Annotated in this window: 24 protein-coding genes; 19 read left to right on the top strand and 5 right to left on the bottom strand. The window is 67.0% G+C overall.

Annotated elements, in window-relative coordinates; genetic code table 11:
• The first annotated feature begins 246 nt into the window (after window positions 1-246).
• The 5 genes from MICSW_RS05095 (at window position 247) to MICSW_RS05115 (ending at window position 5,743) form a co-directional block, all read left to right on the top strand.
• Window positions 247-2,526 carry a polyribonucleotide nucleotidyltransferase gene (locus MICSW_RS05095; RefSeq protein ID WP_228177733.1) on the top strand — a complete coding sequence of 760 codons (2,280 nt, stop codon included), beginning with the start codon at window positions 247-249 and terminating at the stop codon, window positions 2,524-2,526.
• Between the two features lie 200 nt (window positions 2,527-2,726).
• Window positions 2,727-3,752, top strand: a complete 1,026-nt coding sequence (locus tag MICSW_RS05100) for an aldo/keto reductase (RefSeq protein WP_292733323.1) — start codon at window positions 2,727-2,729, stop codon at window positions 3,750-3,752.
• A 66-nt stretch (window positions 3,753-3,818) separates the two neighbouring features.
• The gene (locus tag MICSW_RS05105) at window positions 3,819-4,421 is read left to right on the top strand and encodes a histidine phosphatase family protein (RefSeq protein WP_292733325.1); all 603 of its coding nucleotides are present in this window, start codon (window positions 3,819-3,821) and stop codon (window positions 4,419-4,421) included.
• A 42-nt stretch (window positions 4,422-4,463) separates the two neighbouring features.
• Window positions 4,464-5,294: a 4-hydroxy-tetrahydrodipicolinate reductase gene (dapB, locus tag MICSW_RS05110; RefSeq protein WP_292733328.1), complete on the top strand. Its 831-nt coding sequence runs from the start codon at window positions 4,464-4,466 to the stop codon at window positions 5,292-5,294.
• Entirely contained in the window at window positions 5,291-5,743 is a 453-nt protein-coding gene (locus MICSW_RS05115; protein WP_464497233.1) for a hypothetical protein, read from the top strand. Before dapB ends, MICSW_RS05115 begins: the two co-directional genes overlap by 4 nt.
• A gap of 10 nt (window positions 5,744-5,753) precedes the next feature.
• On the opposite strand, the gene MICSW_RS05120 is transcribed toward MICSW_RS05115, so the two are convergent.
• The 4 genes from MICSW_RS05120 to MICSW_RS05135 form a co-directional block, all read right to left on the bottom strand.
• The gene (locus MICSW_RS05120) at window positions 5,754-6,665 is read right to left on the bottom strand and encodes a TIGR01777 family oxidoreductase (protein ID WP_292733334.1); all 912 of its coding nucleotides are present in this window, start codon (window positions 6,663-6,665) and stop codon (window positions 5,754-5,756) included.
• Complete coding sequence (locus MICSW_RS05125; protein ID WP_292733337.1) at window positions 6,658-7,083, bottom strand: OsmC family peroxiredoxin; 426 nt, start codon at window positions 7,081-7,083, stop codon at window positions 6,658-6,660. The genes MICSW_RS05120 and MICSW_RS05125 overlap by 8 nt, the downstream gene beginning before the upstream one ends.
• A 117-nt stretch (window positions 7,084-7,200) precedes the next feature.
• Window positions 7,201-7,668, bottom strand: coding sequence for a DUF4395 domain-containing protein (locus tag MICSW_RS05130; RefSeq protein ID WP_464497240.1), 468 nt, complete (start codon window positions 7,666-7,668; stop codon window positions 7,201-7,203).
• Window positions 7,661-8,098: a thioredoxin family protein gene (locus MICSW_RS05135; RefSeq protein ID WP_228177741.1), complete on the bottom strand. Its 438-nt coding sequence runs from the start codon at window positions 8,096-8,098 to the stop codon at window positions 7,661-7,663. The genes MICSW_RS05130 and MICSW_RS05135 overlap by 8 nt, the downstream gene beginning before the upstream one ends.
• 143 nt (window positions 8,099-8,241) lie before the next feature.
• Here MICSW_RS05135 and thyX point away from each other — a divergent pair, with 143 nt between their 5' ends.
• Both thyX and MICSW_RS05145 read left to right on the top strand, forming a co-directional pair.
• Window positions 8,242-8,967, top strand: a complete 726-nt coding sequence (thyX, locus tag MICSW_RS05140; RefSeq protein ID WP_228177742.1) for an FAD-dependent thymidylate synthase — start codon at window positions 8,242-8,244, stop codon at window positions 8,965-8,967.
• A gap of 34 nt (window positions 8,968-9,001) precedes the next feature.
• The gene (locus MICSW_RS05145) at window positions 9,002-9,766 is read left to right on the top strand and encodes an SDR family NAD(P)-dependent oxidoreductase (protein ID WP_464497248.1); all 765 of its coding nucleotides are present in this window, start codon (window positions 9,002-9,004) and stop codon (window positions 9,764-9,766) included.
• A gap of 6 nt (window positions 9,767-9,772) precedes the next feature.
• Here MICSW_RS05145 and MICSW_RS05150 read toward each other — a convergent pair whose 3' ends face one another.
• On the bottom strand, window positions 9,773-10,318 hold the full coding sequence (locus tag MICSW_RS05150) for an NUDIX domain-containing protein (RefSeq protein ID WP_292728573.1): 546 nt from the start codon (window positions 10,316-10,318) through the stop codon (window positions 9,773-9,775).
• Window positions 10,319-10,387: 69 nt separating this feature from the next.
• Here MICSW_RS05150 and dapA point away from each other — a divergent pair, with 69 nt between their 5' ends.
• From dapA to miaA, 12 genes are all read left to right on the top strand, one after another.
• Window positions 10,388-11,365, top strand: a complete 978-nt coding sequence (dapA, locus tag MICSW_RS05155) for a 4-hydroxy-tetrahydrodipicolinate synthase (RefSeq protein WP_292733340.1) — start codon at window positions 10,388-10,390, stop codon at window positions 11,363-11,365.
• A 23-nt stretch (window positions 11,366-11,388) separates the two neighbouring features.
• Window positions 11,389-13,065 (top strand): ribonuclease J, encoded by a 1,677-nt coding sequence (locus MICSW_RS05160; RefSeq protein WP_228177746.1) that lies wholly within the window; start codon window positions 11,389-11,391, stop codon window positions 13,063-13,065.
• Between the two features lie 58 nt (window positions 13,066-13,123).
• Window positions 13,124-13,618 carry a GNAT family N-acetyltransferase gene (locus MICSW_RS05165; RefSeq protein ID WP_228177747.1) on the top strand — a complete coding sequence of 165 codons (495 nt, stop codon included), beginning with the start codon at window positions 13,124-13,126 and terminating at the stop codon, window positions 13,616-13,618.
• Between the two features lie 153 nt (window positions 13,619-13,771).
• Window positions 13,772-16,438 carry an FtsK/SpoIIIE family DNA translocase gene (locus MICSW_RS05170; protein WP_347424916.1) on the top strand — a complete coding sequence of 889 codons (2,667 nt, stop codon included), beginning with the start codon at window positions 13,772-13,774 and terminating at the stop codon, window positions 16,436-16,438.
• A 48-nt stretch (window positions 16,439-16,486) separates the two neighbouring features.
• Window positions 16,487-17,077, top strand: coding sequence for a CDP-diacylglycerol--glycerol-3-phosphate 3-phosphatidyltransferase (gene pgsA, locus MICSW_RS05175; RefSeq protein ID WP_228177749.1), 591 nt, complete (start codon window positions 16,487-16,489; stop codon window positions 17,075-17,077).
• Complete coding sequence (locus MICSW_RS05180; protein WP_228177750.1) at window positions 17,074-17,565, top strand: CinA family protein; 492 nt, start codon at window positions 17,074-17,076, stop codon at window positions 17,563-17,565. Before pgsA ends, MICSW_RS05180 begins: the two co-directional genes overlap by 4 nt.
• A 178-nt stretch (window positions 17,566-17,743) precedes the next feature.
• On the top strand, window positions 17,744-18,052 hold the full coding sequence (locus MICSW_RS05185; protein ID WP_195693428.1) for a helix-turn-helix domain-containing protein: 309 nt from the start codon (window positions 17,744-17,746) through the stop codon (window positions 18,050-18,052).
• Between the two features lie 17 nt (window positions 18,053-18,069).
• Window positions 18,070-18,291, top strand: a complete 222-nt coding sequence (locus MICSW_RS05190; RefSeq protein WP_464497269.1) for a DUF3046 domain-containing protein — start codon at window positions 18,070-18,072, stop codon at window positions 18,289-18,291.
• 260 nt (window positions 18,292-18,551) lie between these two features.
• Entirely contained in the window at window positions 18,552-19,601 is a 1,050-nt protein-coding gene (gene recA, locus MICSW_RS05195) for a recombinase RecA (RefSeq protein ID WP_228177752.1), read from the top strand.
• Window positions 19,602-19,603: 2 nt separating this feature from the next.
• A complete protein-coding gene (locus MICSW_RS05200; RefSeq protein ID WP_228177753.1) occupies window positions 19,604-20,326 on the top strand; it encodes a regulatory protein RecX in 723 nt (240 codons plus the stop codon).
• A 112-nt stretch (window positions 20,327-20,438) separates the two neighbouring features.
• The gene (gene miaB / locus MICSW_RS05205) at window positions 20,439-21,986 is read left to right on the top strand and encodes a tRNA (N6-isopentenyl adenosine(37)-C2)-methylthiotransferase MiaB (protein ID WP_292728589.1); all 1,548 of its coding nucleotides are present in this window, start codon (window positions 20,439-20,441) and stop codon (window positions 21,984-21,986) included.
• A gap of 129 nt (window positions 21,987-22,115) precedes the next feature.
• Window positions 22,116-23,030: a tRNA (adenosine(37)-N6)-dimethylallyltransferase MiaA gene (gene miaA, locus MICSW_RS05210; RefSeq protein ID WP_464497277.1), complete on the top strand. Its 915-nt coding sequence runs from the start codon at window positions 22,116-22,118 to the stop codon at window positions 23,028-23,030.
• Window positions 23,031-23,074 lie beyond the last annotated feature (44 nt).

Genomic DNA, 23,074 nt, shown 5'->3' on the forward strand with positions numbered 1-23,074 from the left:
GATCGTCCGGGTTGCCTTACGGCATCCGCTCAACTTCACAGTGAGCTTCATGGAGCAGGCCGGCAGGAAGCTGGTCCCCTGTGGTGGGTTCCCCGTCGTGTTGCGCCGGGTGGTCTTCTACTGGTGGCCAGCGCCGACGATTCACGCGGCGTTATGCCGCACGCTCGATACTGCCTGTTCCTGCTCCTTCGCATGTGCTCGCGCGCCACACGGGTGCGCGAGTCAAAACAAAGAAGGAGAGACCTCTTGGAAGGTCCTGAAATCACCGCCGCTGAAGCCGTTCTCGACAACGGCCGCTTCGGCACCCGCACCGTCCGGTTCGAGACCGGACGCCTGGCCCAGCAGGCTCAGGGCGCTGTTGCCGCGTACCTCGACGAAGAAACCATGCTGCTCTCGGCGACGAGCGCCGGAAAGCACCCTCGCGAGGGCTTCGACTTCTTCCCCCTGACGGTGGATGTCGAAGAGCGCTCCTACGCCGCCGGAAAGATCCCCGGTTCGTTTTTCCGTCGTGAGGGTCGCCCCTCGACCGAGGCGATCCTGGTCTGCCGTCTGATCGACCGTCCGCTGCGCCCCTCGTTCGTCTCGGGGCTGCGCAACGAGGTGCAGATCGTTGTCACGGTGCTCTCGATCGCGCCGGGTGAGTTCTACGACGCGCTCGCGATCAACGCGGCATCCCTCTCGACCCAGATCTCCGGTCTGCCTTTCTCGGGTCCCATTGCCGGTGTACGCCTCGCGCTGATCCCCGGCCACGGCGAGCACGCCGACCAGTGGGTCGCGTTCCCCAAGGCCGAGCAGCTCGAGGATGCGGTCTTCGACCTGATCGTCGCCGGGCGCGTCCTGCCCGACGGTGACGTCGCGATCATGATGGTCGAGGCCGAGGCCACCGAAGGTAGCTGGAACCTCATCAAGGGCGGCGCCACCAAGCCCAGCGAAGAGATCGTCGCGCAGGGCCTGGAGGCCTCCAAGCCCTTCATCAAGGAGCTCGTGGCCGCGCAGAACGTCGTCGCGAACACCGCCGCGAAGGAGATCCAGCCCTACCCGGTCTTCCCCGCGTACGCCGACGAGACCTACGACTTCGTCGCCGGTCGCGCTTACGACAAGCTCGTCCCGATCTACCAGATCGCCGACAAGGTCGAGCGTCAGAACTCCGACGATGAGCTCAAGGATGCCGTCAAGGCAGAGCTGGTCGCCGCCGTTGAAGCCGGTGAGCTGCCCGAAACGGCTCTGGGTGAATTCTCGGCAGCGTACAAGTCGGTGACCAAGAAGATCGTTCGTGGTCGCATCCTCACCGACGGTGTCCGCATCGACGGCCGTGGGCTTGCCGACATCCGTCCGCTGGATGCCGAGGTCCAGGTGATCCCGCGTGTGCACGGTTCAGCGATCTTCCAGCGCGGTGAGACCCAGATCCTGGGCGTCACGACGCTGAACATGCTCAAGATGGAGCAGCAGATCGACTCGCTCTCGCCCACGACGAGCAAGCGGTACATGCACCACTACAACTTCCCGCCGTACTCGACCGGTGAGACCGGTCGCGTGGGAAGCCCGAAGCGCCGCGAGATCGGCCACGGGTTCTTGGCCGAGCGTGCGCTCGTGCCGGTGCTGCCCCCGCGCGAGGAGTTCCCCTACGCGATCCGTCAGGTGTCCGAGGCGCTCGGCTCCAACGGATCGACCTCGATGGGCTCGGTGTGTGCCTCGACGCTGTCGCTGCTGAACGCGGGTGTGCCGCTTCGCGCGCCCGTCGCCGGTATTGCGATGGGCCTCGTCTCGGACGAGGTCGACGGTCAGACCCGCTACGCGGCGCTCACCGACATCCTCGGTGCAGAAGACGCTCTGGGCGACATGGACTTCAAGGTCGCCGGCACGAGCGAGTTCGTCACCGCTATCCAGCTCGACACGAAGCTCGACGGCATCCCGTCGTCTGTGCTCTCGGCTGCGCTCACGCAGGCCAAGGAAGCGCGCCTGACGATCCTGAACGTCATCAACGCTGCTATCGACGGCCCCGATGAAATGGCTCCGACGGCGCCGCGCGTGATCAGCGTGCAGATCCCCGTCGACAAGATCGGTGAGCTGATCGGGCCCAAGGGCAAGACGATCAACGCGATCCAGGATGCGACCGGCGCCGACATCTCCATCGAAGAGGACGGCACCGTGTACATCGGCGCTACCGACGGTCCGTCGGCCGAGGCGGCCCGCGCCCAGGTCAACGCGATCGCCAACCCCACCAACCCGGAGGTCGGCGAGCAGTTCCTCGGAACCGTCGTCAAGATCGCGACGTTCGGGGCGTTCGTCTCGCTACTTCCGGGCAAGGACGGCCTGCTCCACATCAGCGAGGTCCGCAAGCTCGCCGGTGGCAAGCGTGTCGAAAACGTCGACGATGTCCTGTCGGTCGGGCAGAAGCTGCTGGTCAAAATCACCAAGATCGACGACCGCGGCAAGCTCTCCCTTGAGCCCGTGATCGACGAGCCCGCCGATCAGGAGGGCCGTGCCGCAGCAAACGAGGGTCCCGAGGCTCCCGCGGAAGGCTGATACCCGTTGTCGAGAACGCCCGTCCCTCCGGGGGCGGGCGTTCTCGCGTTCGGCGTGATCGAAGCGTTATGTAATATTCACGCCTGTGTTGCCTGGCGTCGCCGCGCCGCCGCCGGTAAGCCGTAACCTCGAAACACGCGCCGGGGAGCGCGTCGGCATCCGTCACTCACCACCACGGATACCGTGAAGGGGGTGAGGGAATGGCTGCTTTTGGCCTCGGTGCCGCGGCAACGGCAGGAGCCGGAGCGGTGAACCCCGCCCACCCGTCAGCCCCAATCCCCGTCCTCGGGCAGCCGCTCGGCTCGAGCGTGCGCGTCGACCTCGGCGAGACGGGCATGTCGGTCTTTCCCCTCATTCTTGGCGGCGGTGAGTTTGGCTGGACGGTTGACGCGGCCACGAGCCACGAGATCCTCGACACGTACGTTCGGGCAGGCGGCAACGCCATTCACACCGCTGACAGCTTCTCGGGCGGGCGCAGCGAACACATCATCGGCCGATGGATGGCAGACCGCGGCATCCGGGATGACATCGTTCTCGCCGTTCGCGTCGGTGCGCATCCCGACCACCCGGGACTCGGGCCGGTAGATCTCGTGCGCGCTGCAGAGGCTTCGCTCACGCGGCTCGGCACCGACCGCATCGACGTTCTGTACCTTGACGCTCGTGCTGACACGACCACCGCGGTCGAAGAGACACTCGCCACCGCGGAGTGGCTCATCAGCGCGGGTAAGGTGCGCGCGATTGGAGCGATCGGCTATCAGGCTGCGCAGCTCGTGGAGGCGCGCATCCTGTGCTCGGCGGGTTATCCGCGCATCTCGGTGCTGGATGTTCCCTTCAACGTGTTGCGGCGGCATGAGTTCGACGGCGACCTGCGTCTGGTGGCCAACGCCCAGTCGATGGCGGTGACACCCTCGCACGCCCTCGAGCACGGGTTCCTCTCGGGGTTGCACCGCGACCGCATGAACGGACCGCTGTCGGTTCGCGCGAAGCAGATCACCGCGAACGTCAACCGCCGCGGTACACGCACCCTGAAGGCCCTGGACGCAATCGCTGCGGATCTGGGTGTCACGAACGCCTCGGTAGCCGTGGCCTGGCTTCTTGCGCAGCGCATCATCACGGCGCCGATCATCAACGCGTTCGCCCCGCATCAGGTCGACGAGCTCGTCCAGGGCGTGGGTGTGCGACTCACCCGCGCCCAGCTGGCAGATATCGCCCGCGCGGCAGACTGAGTCACCCCGCCTCGGGGCCGAGAGGTTAGGGTAGGACTGTTCCGAGCACGTCGAGGAAGCGGCCCCGTGACCCACTACATCTACCTCGTTCGCCACGGTGAACATCTGGATGCCGAGCATGGCCTGATCGACGGACCCCTCTCGCCGCGCGGCAAGCGCCAAGCAGCGCTCCTGGCCGACCGCCTCTCGGGAATCCCCTTCAACGCGCTGTGGCATTCCCCGCTCGACCGTGCCGCCGAGACGGCGCGGGCGATCGCGGAGCGGATGCCGGCGCTGGCCCCGACGCCCTCCGCTCTGCTGTTCGACTGCGTTCCCACCGGCATGGTCGAGGAGACCCCCGCCGTGTTCGAGCCGTTCTTCGGAGCTGTCACCGAGGAAGAGATCGAGGCCGGCCGTGCGCAGATGGCCGACGCCGTCAATGCGTTCCTGGTGCGTAAATCCGGCGAAGTCCATGAACTGCTCGTGACGCATAACTTCGTCATCGGGTGGTTCGTTCGCGAGGTCCTGCAGGCTCCCGAGTGGAAGTGGATGACGCTGAATCAGGCCAATTGCGGTCTGACGGTGCTCGCGCAGAAGCAGGGAAGGCCGTGGACCCTGCTGTCGCACAACGACCTCGCGCACCTGCCGGTCGAAGACCGCACGGGGCTTCCCGAGGCCTACGCGTTCTGAGCTACGCCGAGACTGCCGGTTGCCGCGGATAGGCTGGAGCCCATGACCACACGCGTCGCCATCGTCGGTGCCACGGGAAAGCTCGGCGGAATCATCCGCGACGTCGTTGCTGCTGAGCCCGGATTCGAGGTCCACTCCGAGCTCGATTCGCGCTCAGCGATGTCAGAGCTCGATGGCGCCGACCTCGTCGTGGATGCGACAACTCCCGCGGTGTCGATCGACATCGTCAAGGCCGCAGCCGAGCGGGGCATCGACATCATCGTCGGGACTTCGGGGTGGTCGGCCGAACGCATCGCGCGCGTGCGGCCCGAAATCGAACAGGCCGGGATCCGGGCGGTGTTCATCCCGAATTTCTCGCTCGGATCAGTGATCGGCTCGGCGCTGTCTGCTGCTGCGGCCCCCTTCTTCTCGTCGATCGAGATCATCGAAGCCCACCGTGAGACCAAGATCGACTCGCCGTCGGGTACGGCGGTGCGCACCGCCGAGCTGATCGCTGCGGCCCGTGCGGATGCCGGTCCCGTCGCCGCCCCCCATGTCGACCAGCGGGCGCGAGGGCAGCAGGTTGCGAGCGTTCCCATCCATTCCCTCCGGAGGCCCGGAGTGGTTGCAAGCCAGAGCGTCCTGCTTTCGGGACCGGGGGAGACGCTCACCCTCACCCACGACACCATCGACCCTGCAGCCGCCTACGCGCCAGGCATCCGCCTCGTGCTCGGAGCAGTCTCGCGGCGCGTCGCCGGAGTCGAACCCGGCCGAGTCCTGATCGGGCTTGACGCTTTCCTCGACATCGGGGTTCGCCTACCGGCGTTCGTCGACCAGCCGCCCGTGGATGAGGGCGGCGTGCCGGGGCAGGTAGCCCGCGCCACCGGCGCATGAGTTCGCGCATCGCCGTCGCGGTGATGGCTGCGCTCCTGCTGCTGTACATCGCCCTGGTAGCCCAGCGGGCGTGGCTGCTGCTGGTCAGCGGCGACCCGGTCGGGGTGGCGATGGGAGCGGTGCTGGTGGTGCTGCCGGTCATCGCGATCTGGGCGCTTGCGCGGGAGCTGTGGTTCGGTGTGCGGGCCGAGCAACTCGGTCGGCGCCTCGAGGCCGAGGGTGAGCTGCCTGATGATCTCGTCGCGGTGCGCCCGAGTGGGCGCGTCGTGCGCGCTGACGGGGATGCGCTTTTCCCCCGTTTCAAAGCGGATGTCGAAAGCGCACCCGACGACTGGCGGGCCTGGTATCGGCTCGGGATCGTCTATGACGCGGCTGGTGACCGACGTCGCGCACGGGCCGCAGTGCGAACCGCAATCCGGCTCGAGCGCGGGCGGGGTCAGCAGAGCTGACCGATAACCGTCAGCTCTGGCCGACCGCCGCCCGAACGGCGTCCTCCGCGCTCTCGTGCGTCCACGAGAAGCCGGAGGCGGCGAGCACCTCGGGGATCAGGTAGGCGTCCGTGGTCAAGAGCGACTCGGTCGGGTCTGACCCCAGTACAAGCTTCAGGCCCCACTCCGGGGCGCGCAGCAGGTACGGTCGGTTCAGCTCTCGCGCCAGGGCGAAGCCGATGTCGTTCGCGGTGGCTCGGGTCGGGCCGCACAGGTTCACGGGCCCCATCGTGCCGGTGTCGATGACGTGCCGGATCGCTCGGACCTCGTCATCCAGCGAGATCCACGGCCACACTTGCGTGCCTCGCCCCAGCGGCCCGCTGAGCCCGAGCTTCGTGAGCAGGATCAGGGGTTTGAGCACACCATCACGGTGAATGATCGGCGCTGTTCGCAGCGTCGTGACGCGCGCATTGTCGCCGGCGCCGTACGCGGCGCTTTCCCACTCGCCGCACAGATCAGCGAGGAATCCGTCGCCGCGGGGGGCGTCCTCGGCGATCGGGCCACCGGGATGCGTGCCGTAGTAGCCGACGGCGGATGCCGACACGAAGTGCGGTGCGCTCTCGCCCAACTCCCGTACGGCGCGTGCCACGGCGCGGGTCGGCGTGACGCGCGACCACAGCAGCGTGTGCTTGTACGACGACGTCCAAGGGAATCGGCCGATGCTCGCTCCGTTCAACCCGATGACCGCGTCAGCGCCGTCCAGCACTGCCGGGTCGAGCACGTCGGAGTCGACGAGCCACGGCACCTCGTCAGCACCCGCGTCGCGCGTGCGGACGAGGGTCGTCACGCGGACGCCGTCGGCCCGCAGACTCGCGGCGAGCGTCCGGCCGATGAGGCCGGACGCTCCACCGATGACGACGTGTCGCGGAGCCGACTCAGGCAAGCGTCGCCTCGAGGGTGATTTCAATTCCCGCCAGAGCTGCCGAGACCGGGCATCCGGCCTTCGCGGCGCTCGCGATGCGATCGAAGTCTTCCTGGGAAAGGCCCGGGACCGACGCGTGCACGTTGAGGTGGCTTCCGGTGATGCCCGTGCCGGGAATGAAAGTGACAGCTGCCGAGCAGCGCACTGACTCGGGGGGCGTGCCGTTCTGGGTGAGCTCGTGCGAGAACGCCATGCTGAAGCAGGACGCGTGGGCTGCCGCAATGAGTTCTTCGGGTGTGGTGACTGTCGAGGACCCTTCGCTGCGGGCCTTCCAGTTGACATCGAAAGTGCCGAGGTGCGAACTGTCGAACGTCACTGTTCCCGATCCATCGGTCAGGCTGCCGTTCCAGACGGTGGTGGCTTCGCTCGTCACGGACATGGGGACCTCCCTGGTCGTCATGCACCCGGAGTGGGCGCTTCCGCGGTCAGCCTAACGGCGTTTCGCGGGGGAGGGCAGGCTCCTGACCAAACCCGCGCCGCCGGCCGGATATCCGGCTTAGGCGGCGCTGGGGTTGCGTCTACCGAGTACCCCGGCGCGCTGCAGCACGAGGTACAGCTGGCATCCCAGGCACAGCCCGAATACGGCGTTGAGGAAAGCCGCGACGAATGCTGCAGCGGCAGCTGCCGGGACTCCCCACGGCACGCCGACGACGAACAGCAGGATGCCGATAGCGGCGACGAACAGACCGACCCCCTGCGCGAAGCGCGGCGGGCGCGGGTCTTCAAGCTCGCTGGGCGGCGCCAGGCGGGGCTGGATGAGGCCGCGATAAAGAGCGCCCCACGGAGCCGTGCGCGGCGACACGACCCCCCACAGGAATAGCAGGGCGATCGCGACCAGCAGCACGAAGGCTGCGACGGTGGCGCTGGTCAGCCCGAGGAACACGTCGACGAGCAGCAGGACGGATGTGATCGCGGCGGCGAACCGCGGACCCCGAGGGTCGATACCGCGGGCTTTGTCAGGCATGGGCGCTCTCCGTCGTCAGTCGCTGAAGCTCGAGCTCGAGCACGTGGCGGTTCGGCACGCCGCCGAACCGGGTCTGGACTGCGCCGTCACGGTCGAGCACGAGGGTTGTCGGGGTCTGCAGCACGTTGAAGTGGCGCGCGATATCGGGGCGATGAGTGAGGTCGACATCCAGGTGAAGAACCCCGGGACGCGAGGCGGCGATTTCGCCGAGCGTCCGGTGAACGCCGGGGCATCGGCTGCACATCTCCGTGCTGAACTGCAGCAGGGTTGCAGCGTCCCCGAGCCGGTCGGCACCGAGACGGGACGGCTCGACGATCTCATGGTTGACATCACGCCGCAGGCGCCCCTGTCGGCTGCGCAGCAGGATGCCGATCACGGCGGTGACCGCGACCAGAGCGGCGATGCCGAGAAGAGCAGAGAGGGGTTCCACGGCATCCCACACTAAGCGACCGGAAGGCGGGAGGGGCGCGCGTGACGGACTGTGACACTGTGCTGGAGCACCCAGATCGCAAGAGGCAGGACGCGCCCGGCGCGCAGCGTGCCACGCGGGCTTGCGCGAGTAGGGTGTGAGCCGTGACCGACATCGAGTTTCGCAGCGACGTGACAGTCGAGCTTGTCCGAGCCAGTGCAGCAGATTCCGACGTTCTCTTCGCGGCGCGCGTGTCGACGCTCGGCGAACAGACCCTCGGCGACGCAGCAGCCGGGGTGGAGGCATCCGACCGGGATCGGGGGCTCATCAACTATCTGATGCGTGACCGGCACGGTTCCCCGTTCGAGCACAACTCGATGACCTTCTATGTGCAGGCGCCGATCTTCGTCTTCCGCGAGTTCATGCGGCACCGGATCGCCTCCTACAACGAGGAATCCGGTCGCTACCGCGAACTGCGGCCGGTGTTCTACGTGCCGGCTCCCGAGCGAAAGCTCGTTCAGGTCGGAAAGCCCGGTGCATACGACTTCATCGACGGCACCCCCGAGCAGACCGAGATCGTCGATGAGGCGACGCGGGAGGCATCCGCGCACGCGTTCGCGGCGTATCAACGGATGCTGGATGCCGGCGTTGCCCGCGAGGTTGCGCGCATCGTGCTGCCGCTGAACACCTACTCGTCGATGTACGTCACGATGAACGCCCGGTCGCTCATGAACTTCCTGTCGCTGCGGACGAAGGTCGAAGGTTCCCACTTCCCGTCGTTCCCGCAGCGGGAGATCGAGATGTGCGCCGAGAAGATGGAAGACCTGTGGGCGACCCTCATGCCGATGACACACTCGGCGTTCGCGGCGAACGGCCGCGTGGCTCCGTGACGCCGATGACCTGCTCCGAGATCGGCTGAGCGCAATGCCGAAGACCGTTCTGGTCACCGGGGCAAGCTCGGGCCTCGGCGCGCAGTACGCCCGCCGCCTCGCAGCGCGGGGAGCGGATGTCGTGCTCGTGGGTCGGGACGGGGCAGCCTTGGATGCCGTCGCCACAGAGATCCGCGATCGCTGCCGCGTTCAGGCCGAGGTCCTCGTCGCCGACCTGACGAAACCGCGCCAGCGGGCGAAGGTCGAGGCCCGGCTGACAGATCCCGAGCGCCCCATCGAGGTTCTGGTCAACAGCGCCGGCTTCGGCCTTCCCCTCGCGTTCGAACGTAACGACATCGAGGACGAAGCCCGTCACCTCGCGCTGCATGTCGAGGCACCGATGCGGCTCATGCACGCAGCCCTCGGCCCCATGCTCAGCCGCGGTCACGGACGCGTCATCAACGTCGCGTCGGTTGCCGCGTACACGCCGCGATCGACCTACGGCGCTGTCAAGCGGTGGGTCGTCGAGTTCTCGCGCTGGGCCAATGCCGCCTACTCGCCCTCGGGGGTGACGGTGACCGCGGTCTGCCCTGGCTTCACCCACACGAACTTCCACGAACGGATGGGGCTGGCGCCAGGCCGCGAGGGCGTGGCCGACTGGCTGTGGCTCGACGCTGAGGTCGTCGTCGAGCAATCCCTGCGCGATGCAGCGCGCGGCCGGGCAGTCTCGATCCCGTCCCTGAAGTGGAAGCTGATCACCGCCGTCGCGCGCCTGCTGCCGGCATCCGTCGCTGCAGCCGCGGGCAGCCGCGGTCGGTGAGTCCCGTCAGCTCACGCGCCCGAGGTGGATGGCGGCGAACATCAGCGCCGCGATTGTCTCGCCGTCGGTGATCCGGCGGTCGCGAATCATCCCGAGCACCTCAGGAAACGGAACCCACGACACCTCGTCGATGCCCTCCTCGTGGCGGTCTGTCGCATGGGCACCGGGAACGGGCTCCAGGCCGGTCGCCAGAAACACGTGCTCGGGGGCGTCGGCGATGCCGTTGAGGGCATACATGAAGCCGATCTCGGTGAGCTCGCCAGCCCGCAGGCCGGTTTCCTCGCGGAGTTCTCGCTCGGCAGCCTCGCGGGGGGACTCCCCATCGGTGCCCCCGGCGGGAACCTCGATCGATCTCGTGCCGGTGGGGTAGCGCTCCAGGGCGACCAGGCACACCCGGTCGTGCGTATCGACGGCTACGACGAACACAGCGGGATGCTGCATCCGGACGACGCCGTAGATCCCCGCGCCGGCAGGACCGCTGACGCCGTCCTCCCGAACCGCGATCCAGCGGTTCTCATAGACCGATCTCGAGGATTCCGTGCGCCACGACATGCCACCAGGCTAGAGTCCCGCAGGTGCCGGTCGCGGTGACCCCGGATGCCGAACCGATAGCCTGAACCCATGACGCACTCGACAAACCCGTTCGGGCAGGTGCTCGTCGCGCTGGTCACTCCCATGACCGCCGACGGCGAAGTCGACTGGCCGGCCGTCGAGAAGCACATCGACGATGTGATCGGCGCCGGGGCCGACGGCATCGTGGTGACCGGAACGACGGGGGAGACCTCGACCCTGACCGATGCCGAGAAGATCCGCCTCGTCGAGGTCGGCAAAGACGTCGCAGCCGGACGGGCGAAGATCATCACCGGCGGTGGCTCCAACGAGACAGCCCACGCGATCGAGCTGTACAAGGCCAGCGAGAAGGTCGGTGCCGACGGCATCATGATCGTCACGCCCTACTACAACAAGCCCACCCAGGCCGGCATCCTGACCCACTTCCGCCTCGTCGCCGACGCCACGGATCTGCCCGTCATCCTCTACGACATCCCGGGCCGCACGGGCGTGCCCATCCGGTACGAGACCATCCTGCGGCTGGCCAAGCACCCGAACATCCTCGCGATCAAAGACGCCAAGGGCGATTTCAGCGAGGTGAGCCGCGTGCTCAACCAGACCGACCTGCTGTACTTCTCCGGCGATGACGCCAACGTGCTGCCGCATCTGTCGATCGGAGCATCCGGCCTGATCGGCGTCACGGCCAACATCGCCGCGCAGCCCTACCGGGAGATCGTCGACGCCGTGAACGCGGGAGACCTCACCGCTGCCACTGCCGCCCACCGCAAGCTCGAACCGCTCGTGCGCGCCGTCATGACGCACGTTCCCGGCACCGTTTCGGCCAAGTACATCCTCCACGGGCTCGGCCGGATCACCAGCCCTCGCGTGCGGCTGCCGCTCGTGGGCCCGGAGGAGTGGGAAGCCGCCAAGATCGAGGATGAACTGGCCCTCGTGTCGGGCGTTCCCGGTGCCGATTTCTCGAACTTCCGCCCCGACCGCAACGCTGCCGCCGGCGGTGCCCTGCCCAAGGTCTCGGGCACCACGCGCTGATCCCCAGCGCCGATAGGAGTCGCATGTCCAACGCTGTTCTCGCCCCACCCCCGCTCGAATCGGGGACGCTGCGCGTCATCCCGCTCGGGGGCCTCGGCGAGGTCGGCCGCAACATGACGATCTTCGAGCTCGACGGCAAGATCCTGGTCGTGGACTGCGGGGTGCTCTTCCCTGAGGAGCATCAGCCAGGAGTGGACCTCATCCTTCCCGACTTCGAGCCCCTCAAGGAGCGCCTGGACGACATCGTCGGGGTCGTGCTCACGCACGGTCACGAAGACCACATCGGCGCGGTTCCGTACCTGCTCAAACTCAAGGGCGACCTTCCCTTGATCGGCTCGGGCCTGACCCTCGCGCTCACCGAAGCAAAGCTCAAGGAACACCGGCTGCGCCCCTACACCCTCACGGTGAAGGAGGGCCAGGTCGAACGGCTCGGCCCGTTCGAGCTCGAGTTCGTCGCGGTCAACCACTCGATTCCCGACGCGCTCGCGGTAGCCATCCGCACCCACGCCGGCACGGTGCTGGCCACCGGCGACTTCAAGATGGACCAGCTCCCGCTGGATGGGCGCCTGACCGACCTTCGAGCGTTCTCGCGCCTGGGCGAAGCCGGTGTCGACCTCTTCCTCGTCGACTCCACCAACGCCGACGTCCCCGGATTCACACCCCTCGAGAAGGAGATCGGCCCGGTCCTCGACCAGGTCATCGGCAAAGCGCCGCGCCGGGTCATCGTCGCGAGTTTCTCCAGCCACGTCCATCGCGTTCAGCAGGTGATGGATGCCGCTGCCGCCCACGGACGCCGCTTGGCGCTGCTCGGCCGCAGCATGGTGCGCAATATGACGATCGCCGAAGACCTCGGCTATCTGAACGTGCCGGACGGCCTTCTCATCGACTACAAGAAGGCCCGCAACCTTCCGGACGATCAGATCGTCTACATGTCGACCGGATCGCAGGGCGAGCCGATGGCGGTGCTCTCGCGCATGGCCAACCTCGACCACGAGATCGAGCCGGGTCCGGGCGACACCGTCATCCTCGCCTCGAGCCTGATCCCCGGCAACGAGAACGCCGTCTACCGCGTCATTGACGGGCTCACCAAGCTCGGTGCCAATGTCGTGCACAAGGCCAACGCCAAGGTCCACGTGTCGGGCCACGCTGCCGCCGGCGAGCTGCTCTACTGCTACAACATCCTCAAGCCCCGAAACGTGCTCCCCGTCCACGGCGAGTACCGGCACCTGATGGCCAACGCCCAGCTGGCGCAGCAGACCGGCGTTCCCGCCGAGAATACGATCGTCGCCGAGAACGGGTCTGTCATCGATCTCCGCGACGGTGTCGCGCGCAACGTCGGTCAGCTCGATCTCGGGTTCGTCTACGTCGACGGGTCGAGCGTCGGTGAGATCACGGATGCCGACCTCAAGGACCGTCGCATCCTTGGCGAAGAGGGCTTCATTTCGGTGATCGTCGTCGTGGATGCCGCAACCGGCCGCATCATCTCCGGTCCCGAGGTCCACGCCCGAGGTTTCGCGGAGGACGCTGCAGTGTTCGAGAGCGTGAAGCCCAAGATCGCTGCGGCACTCGCGGAGGCAGCGCAGTCCGGTGTGCGCGACAATCACGCGCTCTCGCAGGTCGTGCGTCGCACGATCGGCCGCTGGGTGAATCAGTCCCTGCGGCGCCGGCCGATGATCGTGCCGCTGGTCATCGAGGCCTGAGCTTCCAGCGCCGCTGGTCGGCGGATGCGCGACCTGTCGCGCTCGCTACAATCACGGCATGCCCGCCACCTTCAGCATCCGCCCCGCGACGGCTGCCGATGGCGCGTTCCTGGGTGACATGGTCGTCGAGGCAGCCAACTGGTCGCCGGGACGCTCTCGTCCGCGATACGAGGTGCTGACTGCCCCCGAGCACGGCAGGTATGTCTCGGGCTGGATGCGTCCCGGGGACGCCGGGTTCGTCGCGTCGGATCCGCAGGGGGAGCCCATCGGGGCGGCGTGGTATCGGATGTTCCCGCGATCCGACCCCGGATTCGGCTACGTCGGCACTGGTGTTCCCGAGCTGATAATCGGGGTGCGGCCCATCTGGCGGGCACACGGGGTCGGCCGCGCGCTTCTGCGCGCCCTGTCCGACAACGCTCGCGCCGCCGGGTTCGCGCGTCTGAGCCTGAGCGTCGAGCGGGGCAACTTCGCCGCGGTCTTCTACCGCACCGAGGGCTTCGCGGTAGTCCAGAGCGGTTTCGGTCGCGACACCATGGTCAAGCGCCTGCGCTGACGGATCGTCGAGACTGCATCGTGCCCGCGAGGGCGCGTGAGGCGCGCACTGGCTCGCGGGCACACTGCAGTTTCGCGGCGGACGCATCGGGCGGATGCCGACAGGCCGCGTCGTTCCGGGGAATTGTCGGTGGTCGCACCTACCGTGGAGGTCATGCCGAGGAGTAGCACCAAGACCTCGACCTCTGGTCGTGCGCCCGCGAAGGGCTCGCGTTCGCGCGCGTCAACGCCGGCGCCCAAGCGGTACGTCGGCGACGAAGAGCGCCCCGCACTGATCGTGCGGATGTGGCTGGGCCTGGCTCACGCGACCGGCGGCATGTTCCGCGCGTTCGGTCCCGAGACCCTCGAGAAAGACCAGCGGCGCGACGGATTCCCCTTCTTCTTGGTGCTGCTCGCGATCGCCGGCGCAGTAGTGGAGTGGTTCTTCATCGGGTCGGAGGTCGGCGAGACGATCTCGGCCTACTCGGTCGGCGCGCTTGTCGGACGCGTCGCGTTCGTGCTGCCGGTGCTGCTGGTGATCCTCGCGGGCTGGCTGTTTCGTCATCCGGCATCCGTCCACGACAACGGCAGGATCGGGATCGGCTTCGGTCTCATCATCCTGGTCATCGCGGCTTTCGCCCATGTCTACGGCGGCCGCCCGCAGCCGCGCGACGGCCTCCCGGCACTGAGTGCGGCAGGCGGCGTCTTCGGCTGGATGCTGGGCGAGCCGCTCGCGCTGGGATTGACCTCGATCGGCGCCGGCATCGTGCTGGCCCTGCTCGGCATCCTCAGCATCCTGATCCTCACCAAGACGCCGCCCAACCGCATCGGCAGGCGCCTGGGCGACCTCTATGCCTGGATGTTCGGCGCGGAGCGCGCGACGCGACCCGCCGAGTCGGCCGACACTGACGAGACAGAGTCTGGCGAACGCACGTCCTTGCCCTGGTGGCGCCGTAACAGCTCGGGGCGCGAGCAGGATGCCGACGGCGGTCAGTCGACCGAGGACTTCCTCACCGAACTCCTGCCGCCGGGCCCTCCCGAGGGAGGCTTCGATCAGGCCTTCGCGGCAGTTGCATCGGATGCGCCGGCACCCGATGCCCTCACCGAGGTCATCGATCCCGCCGTCCTCGACGGCGCGAAGAAGGCGGTCAGCGGATCGCACACGGGGCTCCAGGACGACGATGCCGACGACGAGGATGCCGCCCTCCCCGGCGTGATCGGCATTGGCAGCGATGCCCCCCGGTCTGCTCCGACCGCGCCCTACCGACTCCCGTCGGTCAACAACCTCTCGGCGGGGACTCCCGCGAAGTCGCGCTCGGAGGCCAACGACGCGGTCGTCCGGGCGATCACAAGCGTCTTCGAGGAATTCTCGATCAACGCACGGGTGACCGGGTTCTCGCGCGGGCCGACAGTCACGCAGTACGAGATCGAGCTCGGCCCCGGTGTGAAGGTCGAGCGCATCACGGCGCTCACGAACAACATCGCTTACGCCGTCGCCTCCAACGAGGTACGCATCCTCGCGCCGATCCCCGGCAAGAGCGCGATCGGTGTCGAGATCCCCAACACCGATCGAGAGATCGTCACGCTCGGTGACGTCCTGCGCTCGGCGGCTGCCACGCAGTCCACGCATCCGATGACGATCGGCGTGGGCAAGGACGTCGGTGGCGGCTTCGTTGTGGCGAACCTCGCCAAGATGCCCCACCTACTCGTTGCCGGTTCTACCGGGTCGGGTAAGTCGAGCTTCGTGAACTCGATGATCACGAGCCTGCTGATGCGCGCCAAGCCCTCCGAGGTGCGGATGGTGCTGATCGACCCCAAGCGCGTCGAGTTGACTTCCTATGCTGGCGTGCCGCACCTGATCACCCCCATCATCACGAACCCCAAGAAGGCGGCGGAAGCCCTCCAGTGGGTCGTGAAAGAGATGGACATGCGCTACGACGACCTCGCGTCGTTCGGGTTCCGCCACATCGACGATTTCAACCGTGCGGTCGTCGCTGGCGAGGTGAAGCTGCCGCCCGGCAGTGAACGGGTCCTCAAGCCCTACCCCTACCTCTTGGTCGTGGTTGACGAGCTCGCCGACCTCATGATGGTCGCCCCACGCGATGTCGAAGACTCGATCGTGCGCATCACACAGCTGGCGCGAGCGAGCGGCATCCATTTGGTACTGGCGACACAGCGACCCTCGGTCGACGTCGTGACGGGCCTCATCAAGGCCAACGTCCCCTCGCGTCTCGCTTTCGCGGTGACCAGCGTCACCGACTCCCGCGTCATCCTGGATCAGCCCGGCGCCGACCGTCTGATCGGCCAGGGCGATGCGCTGTTCCTGCCGATGGGGGCCTCGAAGACCCTGCGCGTGCAGGGTGCGTGGGTGAGCGAATCCGAGATCGAGAAAGTCGTCGCGCACGTGACGGGGCAGGCCCGCCCCGAGTATCGATCGGACGTGCAGGCGGCTGCCGAGAAGAAAGAGGTGGATGCCGACATCGGTGACGACCTTGAACTGCTGCTGGCTGCAGCAGAACTCGTCGTCTCGACGCAGTTCGGTTCGACCTCGATGCTCCAGCGCAAGCTCCGCGTCGGCTTCGCGAAGGCGGGGCGGCTCATGGACCTCCTCGAATCACGCGAGATCGTCGGTCCGTCTGAGGGGTCGAAGGCGCGCGATGTGCTGGTGACAGCGGAGCAGCTGCCCGACGTGCTCGCTCGTCTTCGCGGTGAAGATTCGCCGGGTGCGGCATCCGAGGACCCGTACGGTCCGGATGCCGTGGACAGCCAGTTCGCAGGGTACGAGGTCGTCGACGGCGACGACGGCAGCGAAGATGCCTGGGGGCTGACAGGGCGCGACTGACCGGTCTCGTCCCGCGGCAGGCGGGGCCTCTCGCAGTAGGCTCGGCCCATGGCGATTCCGCGGCAGCTTCCCAACGCGATCACGATCGTGCGCATCCTCATGGCGCCGATCTTCCTGTGGATGCTGCTCGCCGACGGGGGATCGGACGGTGCACTCCGATGGTGGGCGGCGGTGATCTTCATCGTCGCCATCGCCACCGACGGGATCGACGGGTATCTCGCCCGCAAGTACGAGATCGTCACCGACCTCGGCAAGCTCCTGGATCCGATCGCCGACAAGGTGCTCACCGGGTTCGCGTTCATCGGTCTCTCGATCCTCGGCGAGTTGCCGTGGTGGATAACGATCGTGGTCCTGATCCGCGAGGTCGGAATCACGATCTATCGGTTCATCGTCGTCAGCGATCATGTGCTCGCTGCAGCCTGGATGGGAAAGCTCAAGACAGTGGCACAGGCCGTTGCGCTCTCACTTGCCCTCCTGCCGCTGTGGAACCTCGTGGGCGAATGGATCTTCTGGGTCAACGGCGTTGCCATGACCATCGCCGTCGTTCTCACGATCGCGAGTGGAATCGACTATGTCGTCACGGAGATCCGGGCAGCTCGGACTCGACGTGGTGAGGTAGCGCCGTCGGCGGAATCATGACGGGCGACGCCTCCGCGAGTGCGTCCGAGGTTCTCGCGACGCTCCGCTCCCGAGGATGGCGGCTGGGTGTTGCCGAGTCGCTGACCGGCGGCGCGCTCGCTTCGGCTCTCGTGTCGGTCCCTGGCGCTTCGGACGTTTTCCGTGGCGGCGTCGTCGCGTACGCCACCGACCTGAAGGCGAGCCTGCTCGGGGTGGAGGCCGCGCTCCTGGGCCGCGAGGGTGCGGTGCACCCTGAGGTTGCGATTCAGATGGCCCGCGGCATCCGGGTTGCTACAAAGCCAGCCGGTGTTCTCACCGAGGTCGGGGTGGCCACGACCGGCGTTGCCGGGCCTGACCCGCAAGATGACGCACCGGTTGGCCGCGTTTATGTCGCTGTGGTGACACCGGAGCGCGAGTCGGTCACCGAGCATCAGCTCGCCGGTGACCGAGCGACGATCCGCGCGGAGGCGGTCCGAGCGGCACTCGAACTGTTGCGGGTTTCGCTCTGAGCGACCGGAGGTCGCTCGCGGGAACACCTGATGTTTCGGATGCGTTACTTTCGGTGATTCCCACCCATTCCCCAGAAGGCGGCATTAGTGTGACCTACATCGGTGTTGTACTGTTGTCCACCCGCGACACCAGCGGAATCGCCACCAACAGAAGCAGTCAGTGAGGAGGGGACCCGAGATGGTACTGGTACGTCAAGAGATCGGCGAAGTCCTTCGTGACTTCCGCCAGCAGAAGGGTCGCACCCTCCGTCAGGTCGCCAGCCGCGCGAGCGTCGCGCTGGGCTACCTGAGCGAGGTGGAGCGTGGTCAGAAGGAAGCATCGAGCGAAATCCTCGCTTCGGTCGCTGAAGCGCTGGATGTTCCTATCTCGACGATCATGCGTGAAGTCGGTGACCGCCTTGCAGTGCTCGAGGGCCTGCAGACATTCCCCGACGTCGTTCCCGACGAGCTTGTCGCGTCAATGGACGCCGAGCTCTCGCTGCGCTGACCAGCGCTGCGCTCTGCATGCGTCGCAGCGAATTCGACCGCGCCGTCACCGACGAGTTCGGTGCTCAGTCGGCAGCGCTTCTGGCCGACCTGGTTCTTTCCGGCGTCGGGGGGCGAACCGCTACTGAGGCCATCGCGGCTGGTGTTCCGCCGCGCGATGTCTGGCTCGCCCTGTGCGCCGAGACCGATGTGCCCGCCCAGCGGCGGTACGGCGTCGGTCGGCTCGAACCTCGCCGCTGAAACGACGGCGTGTCGTCGAATATCTGTTCGATGACCGCGTAGTCTCCTGCACAAGTGGAGTCGAGAAGGCGTTCCCTCACGACACGCGGACAGGCCGGCAGCAATGTCGGAACCCCCACGTACCGTGAGCAGCGTCGAACGACACCACACGCCTTGTCGGGCTCATGCTCATTCGAGCAGCGGCGCGACAGCCTACAGGCGGCCGATTCTCCGGAGCCGGACACACCGACGACGGACCGAGTGCTGAAGGAGCACACGCCATGCCCACACCCGCTGACCGCGAGAAGGCGCTCGATTCAGCGCTCGCGCAGATCGACCGGCAATTCGGAAAGGGCTCGGTGATGCGACTGGGCAGCGACGAGCGCGCTCCGGTCGAGATCATCCCCACGGGCTCCATCGCCCTTGACGTGGCCCTCGGCGTCGGCGGCCTGCCACGCGGCCGCATTATCGAGATCTACGGTCCGGAGTCATCGGGAAAGACGACTCTCACGCTCCACGCGATTGCGAACGTCCAGAAGGCAGGCGGCATCGCCGCATTCATCGATGCTGAGCACGCGTTGGACCCCGACTACGCCCAGAAGCTCGGCGTCGACATCGATCAGCTCCTCGTCTCGCAGCCCGACACGGGAGAGCAGGCGCTGGAGATCGCTGACATGCTGATCCGCTCCGGCGCCATCGACCTGGTGGTCATCGACTCGGTGGCAGCGCTGGTGCCCAAGGCCGAGATCGAGGGCGAGATGGGTGACTCCCACGTCGGCCTGCAGGCTCGCCTGATGTCCCAGGCACTTCGCAAGCTCACCGGTGGCCTGAACCAGACCAAGACGACGGCGATTTTCATCAACCAGCTGCGCGAGAAGATCGGTGTGTTCTTCGGATCGCCCGAGACCACGGCCGGTGGTAAGGCGTTGAAGTTCTATGCGTCAGTGCGACTGGACATCCGCCGGATCGAGACGCTGAAGGACGGAACGGATGCTGTCGGTAACCGCACGCGCGTCAAGGTCGTGAAGAACAAGATGGCGCCGCCGTTCAAGCAGGCCGAGTTCGACATCCTGTACGGCACGGGGATCTCTCGCGAGGGGAGCCTCATCGACTTCGGTGTCGAGCACAGCATCGTGAAGAAGTCCGGCGCCTGGTACACCTACGACGGCGAGCAGCTGGGTCAGGGTAAAGAGAACGCTCGCAACTTCCTCATCAAGAACGAAGACATCGCTGCCGACATCGAGACCAAGATCAAAGAGAAGCTCGGTATCGGCGGGGCCAAGCCCGCGGGTGATGTCGAGGACGAGCTCGCCAAGCGGCGCCCGGCCTGATCATGACGCGTGAGACCGGGGGCGAGCGGTCGCTCGCCCCCGTCATCCCGCTTTTCGGTGACGGGGCTTTCTCTCGCGGCTCAGTCTCCCGCGGCTCAGTCTCCCGCGACAACGGCCTCCTCGGCGAAGATCGCGGCGAAGCGTGCGCGGAACTGTCAGCAGGCACATGGCACTCGACGTGGGTCGATGACGACGATATCGGTGAAGATGATGACGACCGGTACCTCGACGATCCCTACGGGGAATCGCGCGCGTCGTCTGCTGTCACTCGTGCTGCGCTCGATCGCCTGATCAAGCGTTTGCGTCGGCGCGGACTGTCGGAGGCTGAGGCCACCGACGAGCTCGTCGCTGATGGCGTTGAGAAGGCTGTCGCAGAGGTTCTCGTGGCTGACCTCGTGGGTAAGCGATGGCTTGGTGATGCCGACCTCGCAGAGCAACTCGTGCATACCGCCGTCACCAGACGTCGCGAAGGCCGGCGGGCGATCGCCCAGGTGCTGGCCAAGCGCCGCATTCCCCGTGACGTCGCCGATGCGGCTCTGGCGACGCTGCCTGACGACGACGCCGAGCGGGCTCTCGAGTTCGCACGCCAGAAGGCTGGCGGCTACCGCGGGGTGGCTGTCGACGTCGCCATCCGGCGCCTCGTGGGTCAGTTGCAGCGACGCGGCTACCCGCCTGGGGTGGCGATGACGGCGGCGCGGCTTGCGCTGGCTGAGCCGCGCGACTGAGGTCGACCCTCGGATCAACGGCTGCCCGGGCATCGGTGGCTGGTAGCCACTGGTACCCAGGTAGCCCGCGCTCGGCCGGTACCCGGGAGCGGCTCGTAGAATGGCAGGCACTATGACCATGCCCTCCGCTTCGCCGACGTTCATCGCGCCGTCCGCCGCAGCCGTGTCATCCACGGGCGCCGCGCGCACGTATGAGGTGCGGACCTTCGGCTGCCAGATGAACGTCCACGACTCCGAACGACTCTCCGGGTCGCTCGAGAGCGCTGGCTACGTGCGTGCCGCGGCCGGCGACGAAGCCGACATCGTCGTCATCAACACGTGCGCGGTCCGCGACAATGCGGCCGGCAAGCTCTACGGCACCCTCGGGCACCTCAAGTCCCGCAAAGACAAGCGTGAGGGAATGCAGATCGCTGTCGGCGGATGCCTCGCGCAGATGGACAAGGAGCGCGTCCTCGAGAAGGCGCCGTGGGTCGACGTCGTCTTCGGCACGCACAACATGGGGTCGTTGCCGACCCTGCTCGAGCGCGCACGGCACAACGAGGAAGCCGAGCTCGAGATCCTCGAGTCGCTGGAGGTCTTCCCCTCGACTCTTCCCACCAAGCGCGACAGCGCGGCCTCGGGGTGGGTGTCGATCTCGGTCGGCTGCAACAACACCTGCACCTTCTGCATCGTTCCGAGCCTTCGCGGCAAAGAGAAAGATCGGCGGCCCGGCGACATCCTGAACGAGATCCGACTGCTCGTCGATGACGGAGCGATCGAAGTCACGCTTCTTGGGCAGAACGTGAACTCCTACGGTGTCGAGTTCGGCGACCGGCAGGCCTTCGGCAAGTTGCTGCGCGCCGCGGGCGAGATCGAGGGCCTCGAACGTATTCGGTTCACCAGCCCTCACCCCGCCGCGTTCACGGATGATGTGATCGATGCGATGGCCGAGACTCCCGCCGTTATGCCGCAGTTGCACATGCCGCTGCAGTCGGGAAGCGACCGGATCCTGCGGGCCATGCGCCGCTCCTACCGCAGCGACAGGTTCCTCGGCATCCTCGATCGTGTGCGCGAGCGCATCCCGCACGCCGCGATCTCGACCGACATCATCGTCGGGTTCCCGGGTGAGACCGACGAGGACTTCGAAGACACGATGCGCGTCGTCGAGCGCGCCAGGTTCGCAGGTGCCTTCACGTTCCAGTACTCGATTCGCGAAGGGACCCCGGCTGCCACCATGGCCGATCAGGTTCCGAAAGCAGTAGTGCAGGAGCGCTACAACCGCCTCATCGAACTCCAAGAGCGCATCAGCCTCGAAGAGAACCAGGCTCAGGTCGGCCGTGAACTCGAGGTGCTCGTCTCGACCGGCGAGGGCAAGAAGGATGTCGAGACCCGGCGGTTGACGGGCCGCGCCCAAGACAACCGGCTTGTGCATTTCGAGGTACCCGAAGGGTCGGACGTGCCCAGGCCCGGCGATGTCGCGACCGTCGAGGTGACCCACGCTGCACCGTTCCATCTGCTTGCCGATGCGCCCGAGGGTGGGCGTCTTCGGATTCGTCGTACGCGCGCTGGCGATGCCTGGGACCGGTCGCTCGCCGAGTCGTGTGCTGTGCCGAGCCCGTCCGCTCCCGGTGAGCGCCGTGCGGTCTCGCTGGGCGTGCCCTCGCTCCGTGTGAGCGCGTGACGCGAACCCTGCCGGTGGCGCGTCGCAGCGAGTGCGGCAGTTCGGTGCAGTTGCTGCGTATTCTTCCGCCGCGGATGCACCGAACAGCAGCACACGCGGGGTTGGAACTGTGCGGACGGGAGCGTTGACGTGACAACAGAGCCGACGCTGTGGGTCATTGTTGGCGCCACCGGAACCGGCAAGAGCGAAACGTCTCTCGCTCTCGCTGAGGAGCTGGGCCGGCGCGGGAGGCATGCAGAGATCATCAACGCTGACGCTATGCAGCTGTACCGCGGAATGGACATCGGAACGGCCAAGCTGCCGGAGCGCGAACGGCGGGGGATTCCGCACCACTTGCTCGACGTGCTCGCCGTCACCGAAGAGGCCGCCGTCGCGACCTATCAGCCCGCGGCTCGCGCCGCTATCGCCGAGGCCCAGGCTCGGGGAGCGGAAGCGATCCTCGTCGGGGGATCAGGGCTCTACGTCTCAAGCGCCATTTACGACTTCCAGTTCCCTCCTCGTGACGCCGGCCGCCGAGCCGCGCTCGAAGCGGAAGCTGCCGAGCAGGGCATCGGCGTCCTCTTCCAGCGCCTTCGCGCCCTCGACCCCGCCACCGCCGCGAGAATCGATCCTGCCAACGAGCGGCGGGTGATCCGCGCGCTCGAGGTCGTCGAATCGGGAAGTGCCGGCCACGGCGCTGCGCTGCCGGATCGGCCGGTGCTGTGGCATCCGCGAACGCGAATCATTGGGCGACGGATGCCCCGAGAGGACCTCGTCGCTCGCCTCGATGCCCGTGTGGAACGGATGTGGGGAGACGGACTCCTCGGCGAAGTGGAGACACTTCGCGCTGACGGCATCGAGCGTGGCGTTACGGCGCGCCGCGCCATCGGCTACGCCCAGGCGCTGGCGCAGCTTGCGGGAGAGCTCTCGGAGAACGAGGCTATCGCTCAGACCCAGGCCCTCACGCGCCGATACGCACGTCGTCAGGTGTCGTGGTTCCGGCGGTACGTCGGCGTCCACTGGCTCGAACCTGACGATGACGCCGCGCGGATGCTGGATCGGTGAGCGGGTCGCCCCGTCCCGGGAGCCGGGCCGCGCGATCCTAGACT

The organism is Microbacterium sp. SW12, from assembly GCF_055391095.1.